5 protein-coding genes are annotated in these 4,835 nt (G+C 69.3%); 2 read left to right on the forward strand and 3 right to left on the reverse strand.

The window, feature by feature from the left end; translation table 11 throughout:
- Positions 1-6: 6 nt before the first annotated feature.
- Positions 7-489, reverse strand: coding sequence for a MarR family transcriptional regulator (locus tag AB0L91_RS08100; RefSeq protein ID WP_365008187.1), 483 nt, complete (start codon positions 487-489; stop codon positions 7-9).
- A gap of 106 nt (positions 490-595) precedes the next feature.
- Between AB0L91_RS08100 and AB0L91_RS08105 the strand changes: the two genes are divergently transcribed.
- The gene (locus AB0L91_RS08105) at positions 596-1,732 is read left to right on the forward strand and encodes a GDSL-type esterase/lipase family protein (RefSeq protein ID WP_365008189.1); all 1,137 of its coding nucleotides are present in this window, start codon (positions 596-598) and stop codon (positions 1,730-1,732) included.
- Between the two features lie 12 nt (positions 1,733-1,744).
- On the opposite strand, the gene AB0L91_RS08110 is transcribed toward AB0L91_RS08105, so the two are convergent.
- Positions 1,745-2,743, reverse strand: coding sequence for an NAD(P)-dependent alcohol dehydrogenase (locus AB0L91_RS08110; protein WP_365008191.1), 999 nt, complete (start codon positions 2,741-2,743; stop codon positions 1,745-1,747).
- Between the two features lie 92 nt (positions 2,744-2,835).
- Between AB0L91_RS08110 and AB0L91_RS08115 the strand changes: the two genes are divergently transcribed.
- Complete coding sequence (locus AB0L91_RS08115; RefSeq protein ID WP_365008194.1) at positions 2,836-3,477, forward strand: TetR/AcrR family transcriptional regulator C-terminal domain-containing protein; 642 nt, start codon at positions 2,836-2,838, stop codon at positions 3,475-3,477.
- Between the two features lie 40 nt (positions 3,478-3,517).
- On the opposite strand, the gene AB0L91_RS08120 is transcribed toward AB0L91_RS08115, so the two are convergent.
- The gene (locus AB0L91_RS08120; RefSeq protein WP_365008196.1) at positions 3,518-4,666 is read right to left on the reverse strand and encodes an ATP-grasp domain-containing protein; all 1,149 of its coding nucleotides are present in this window, start codon (positions 4,664-4,666) and stop codon (positions 3,518-3,520) included.
- Between the last annotated feature and the right edge of the window lie 169 nt (positions 4,667-4,835).

The following is a 4,835-nucleotide window of genomic DNA, read 5'->3' on the forward strand; positions in this document are numbered from 1 at the left end:
CCCGGCTCAGGTCCGGGGTGGCTGGTCGGCGATGGCCGTGGCCGAGGGGTTGGTGGCGTCGCGGATGATGCGCAGGCCGGTGACCAGCCCGTCGAGCTGGTCCGGGGTGAGCAGGCCGGTGAGCCAGGTCTCCAGCGCGTCGAGGTAGTCCGGGAGGACCTCTTCGAGCCGGCTCGCGCCCGCCGAGGTCAGGGCGGCGTAGGCACTGCGGCGATCGGTGGGATCGAGCTGCCGTTCGACGAGGCCCGCCTTGGCCAGGCGGTCGACCAGGCGGGTGACGCCGCTGGTCGACAGCTCCGTCTGGGTGGCCAGGTCGGACATGCGCAGGCGGCGGTTCGGCGAGCGGCTCAGGCGCATGAGGGCGTTGAGGTCGAGGCCGGAGAGGCCGTGCGCGTGCCAGGTCGGTTCGACCTTCGCGATCAGCCCACTGTTGGCCTCGAAGAGCAGGCCGGAGATGGTCAGCCGGGGGTCGTCGAACAGTTCGTGCATGAGACCACCCTAGCCGATGTTTGCCATGCGGATAGTTGACACGAGGAATACTTCGGAGTAGACCCATGTCTGCGCAATATTCCTCGCAGCAACTAATGGAGTGGTCATGCAGCAGACGTGGGTCGCCGGGTTCCGGTCGGGTGTCATCAACCCGGACGAGCAGATCAAGCTCGCCGAATCGCGGTCGTTCAGCGACGAGACGGTGCGGCAGGTGCTGCACATGGCGGGCGGCGGCGACGCGGTGCGGGTCCGCCTGACCAACCGGTACGGGTCGGCGCCGCTGGTGATCGGCGGCGCGCGCCTGGCCGCGCGCAAGGAAGGTTCGGCGATCACCGCCGACGTCGAGGTCCGCTTCGACGGCGCGCCGATCACGGTCATCGAGCCCGGCGCCGAGCTGGTGAGCGATCCGCTCGACCTGGCCGTCGCCGCGGGCGAGGACCTGCTGCTCAGCCTGTACCTGCCCGGACCGACCGGCCCGGCCACGTTCTCCCACCAGCCCGGCGAGATCGCCTACCTCGCGGCGGGCGACCGCACCACCGACGTGGAACTGCCCGGCGCGGAAGAGGTTCCGTTCCGGTACTTCGTCACCGGTGTCGACGTGCTCACCTCGGCGCAGCCCCCGATCGCCGTGGCGTTCGGCGACTCCTGGTTCGAAGGTGTCGGCACCACGCTCAGCGCCAACCGCCGTTCCGTCGACGTCGTCAACGCGCGCCTGACCCGGGGCTGGGTGGTCAACAACGGCATCGCGGGCAATCGGCTCACCGCGCGCGAGATCGGCGAATCCGGCTTGGCGCGTCTGGATTCCGATGCCATCCAGGTGCCCGGCGTCACCGACATCCTGGTGAACTTCGGCATCAACGACCTGATCCTCGGCGCGATGGGGGGCCAGCCCTCCGCCACCACCGAGCAGCTGATCGCCGGTTTCACCGAGCTCGCCGAGCGCGTACACGCGGCCGGTCTGCGCGTGCACGTCGCCACCATCGGCCCCTACGCCGGCTGCGTCTTCCCCGGCATGCCGCTGCTGGAAACCCAGCCGACCCGGCACGCCGTCAACGACTGGCTGCGGACCACCGAGATCTTCGACTCTGTCTTCGATGTCGACCGCGCGGTGGCCGACCCGGAGCGCCCCGATTTCCTCCGCCCCGAGTTCGACAGCGGCGACGGCATGCACCTCAACGACGCGGGCGCCGCGGCCATGGCGCACACGCTCGACCTGACCGCGCTGTTCACCACCGGCGGCTGAGCGCCCGCTCTCTCACGGTGTGGTGAGGACGGTCTTCCCCGAGGCGTGCCCCCGCGCGAAGATCTCGACGGCGGCCGCCGCGTCCGACAACGGGATGCGGCGCTCGATCACCGGGCGCAGCGCTCCGTCGGCGGCCAGTCCGGCGAGATAGCGCAGGTCGGCCGCCGCGGGGCGCATGAGCAGCGCTTTCAGCGTCTGACGGACGAACAGGTCGGTCAGGACGACCTCGCCGAGCCAGCGCACGGGGCCGAACCAGTTGTCGCCGGGTGCGGCGGCGGAGGAGATGAACACGCCATCCGCCGTCAGCACCCGGCGGCATTCGCGGAGTCCACGGTTGCCCGCCAGATCGAAGAGCACGTCATACGGCACGTCCGTGTCGGTGAAATCCTCGGCGGTGTAATCGATCACGACATCCGCGCCGATACCGCGCACCATCTCGAGGTGCCGGGTACTGCACACCGCGGTCACGTGCGCCCCGAGCGACTTCGCGATCTGCACCGCGAAGCTGCCGACCCCGCCGGACGCGCCGTTGATCAGAACCCGGTGTCCCGGTGCGACTTCGCCGATGTCGCGCAGACCCTGCAAGGCCGTCATGCCCGAATCCGGTATCGCCGCGGCCTCTTCCATACTCATCGCGGCGGGCACGGTGGCGATCGCATCGACATCGGCGGTCGCGTATTCGGCGAAGGCACCACTCGGCACGACACCGAAAACCCGGTCACCCACCTGGAATTCGGTGACCAGCTCGCCGACTCCGACCACCTCGCCCGCAAGGTTCTGCCCGATCATCCGATGCTTGGGTCTGCGCAGCCCGAACCCGAGCCGCAGCAGATAGGGGGTCCCGGTGAGCAGATGCAGGTCCCCGCTGCACAGCGAAGCCGCCCGCACCCGGACCACCACCTCGCGCGGACCCGCCGCCGGGCGCGGCACGATCTCGGTCCGCAGCACCTTGCTCCCGCCGTACCGGGGAGCCACCCACGCGGTCATCGACGCCGTATCCACCTCGGTCATGCCGTCCCTCATTTCGCACTTACAGCGTAAGTCTGTTGGTTCAGACGGTACGCTTACGCCGTAAGTGGGTCAAGGAATGAGTCAGGAGCCGCATGCCACGCACCCCGTTGACCAGGGAACGAGTCCTGCGCGCCGCGATCGACCTCGCCGATCAGGAGGGCCTGGACGCACTGTCGATGCGCAAACTCGCCAAGGCGGTCGGTGTGGAGGCGATGTCGCTGTACAACCACGTCGCCAACAAGGAGGACCTGCTCGACGGCATCGTCGACCTGGTCGTCGCCGAGATCTACGTCCCCCGCGCCGACGGCGACTGGCGGGCCGAGCTACGCCACCGCGCGACTTCGGCCCACGAGGTCCTGCTCCGCCACCGCTGGGCCACCGGCCTGCTCGGCTCCCGCGTCAATGTCGGCCCCGCCATGCTCCGCTACATCGACGCCACCCTGGCCTGCCTGATCACCGCGGGCTTCACCTATGAGCAGGCCGACCGCGCGTGGAACGCCCTCGACAGCCACATCTACGGATTCACCCTGCAAGCCATCAACTTCCCCCTCGACCCCGCCGAATACGCCTCGGCGGCACAGCGATTCCTGCCCCTCATCCCCACCGAGACACACCCCTATATGCACGCACTGGCCGCACTCGTCATCGACGGAACCCACTCCGGTATCGCCGATTTCACCTTCGGGCTCGATCTGCTCCTAGGTGGGCTGGAACAGTTGCTCCGGCCCACCTAGGACGTCGACGTTCGGAACGCCGTGCGATCGGGTGGATCGATCAGCCCGGAACCAGGTCGGCGCTCCGGCGCAGCCCGTCGGGTGCCTGATCCGCGTGGGGCGTGACCTCCATGACCGCTTCGGCGACGGCGAGGCAGGCGCCGAGTCGTGGAGGGCGCCGCAATCCGGTATCCCGTTCCAGGAGCAGGCGGACGGCGGCCCACGGCAGGTTGATGTCGGCGAAGGCGGTGTGGAACAGGCCCGCCGAGGGGCGGGGGTTGGCTTCGAGCAGGACTGGCTGTCCGGCCCGGTAGCGCAATTGCACGTTGGTCAGGTAGGCCAGTTCGAAGTGGCGGACCAGGCGGCGGGCGATGTCGACGACCTCGGGGTCGTCCAGGAGCATGCGGAAGCGGCCCTGCTTGGCGCGCGGAATGCCCACCAGGAGTTCGCCTCCCGGCGCCGAGAGGCAGTCGATGCTGATCTCCGGGCCCTCGAGGAACGGCATGACGAGCAGCGGGGGCACGGATTCGCCCTCCTCCGCCGCGCGCCGCAAGGCACCCGCCACCGCCTCGACCGAGGCGACGGGGCGCGGCGCCACCCGCAGGCTGGCCAGGGTCAGCGGGCGGTCGTCGAGAATGCGGAAGCCGAACGCCGAGTACTCACCGCTGGGCTTGATGCACAGCGTTTCCCCGCCGCGCGAGAGCTCGTCGACGGCGGCGTAGAACTCGTCGGCGTCGGTGGCCTCCCGCCACGGCGGCACGGGAATGCCCGCCGCCCCGGCACTCTCGTAGGTGCGGACCTTGCTGGTCAGCGCCCGCACCGCCGCGGGCGGCGAACACATGAGACTGGTGCCGATCGCGGCGAAGTCCGCGGCCCGGCCCGCGAGCGCGTCCAGGCGCCGGGGCGGGATGAGGACATCGATCCGGTGCGTCCGACAGAAGTCGAGCGCGAACTGCGCGTATTCCTCGTTGCCGACATACCGAGGTTCGATCGCCGATACATCGCACACCGAGAGGGCAGCCGCACTCGGATCCACATTGCTGGCATAGACGGTGACATCCACACCGTCGGGGTTCTCGCGCAGTAACCGCATCACTTGAACAGTCGCCGCGCCCGCACTGCTCAGCCAAATCCGAAGCGTTATGGCAACCGCTCCCTTCCCGTTCCCGTAGCGAACCCGGACCATATCCCGGTTCCGCGTCGCGAGCATTTCGGAACGAAAGACAGCACGTCACGCCCCGGATATCACGGGGGTGCGCGGTGGGAGCGAACGGATCAGCGGACGCTGGCGCGGGAGCAGCGCACCGGGCTTGCTGTCACCCATGGAGCGTTGGCGCTGCTCGCCTACCAGGGGAAACGGGTAGGCGAGCAGCGTGGGG

This window comes from Nocardia sp. NPDC051833, from assembly GCF_040681225.1.
GTDB lineage: Bacteria > Actinomycetota > Actinomycetes > Mycobacteriales > Mycobacteriaceae > Nocardia.

What these genes read in the sequence shown, in the direction of transcription:
- AB0L91_RS08100 (WP_365008187.1), bottom strand. Translation starts at nt 489, where the DNA reads ATGCACGAACTGTTCGACGACCCCCGGCTGACCATCTCCGGCCTGCTC.
- AB0L91_RS08105 (WP_365008189.1), top strand. Translation starts at nt 596, where the DNA reads ATGCAGCAGACGTGGGTCGCCGGGTTCCGGTCGGGTGTCATCAACCCG.
- AB0L91_RS08110 (WP_365008191.1), bottom strand. Translation starts at nt 2,743, where the DNA reads ATGACCGAGGTGGATACGGCGTCGATGACCGCGTGGGTGGCTCCCCGG.
- AB0L91_RS08115 (WP_365008194.1), top strand. Translation starts at nt 2,836, where the DNA reads ATGCCACGCACCCCGTTGACCAGGGAACGAGTCCTGCGCGCCGCGATC.
- AB0L91_RS08120 (WP_365008196.1), bottom strand. Translation starts at nt 4,666, where the DNA reads ATGCTCGCGACGCGGAACCGGGATATGGTCCGGGTTCGCTACGGGAAC.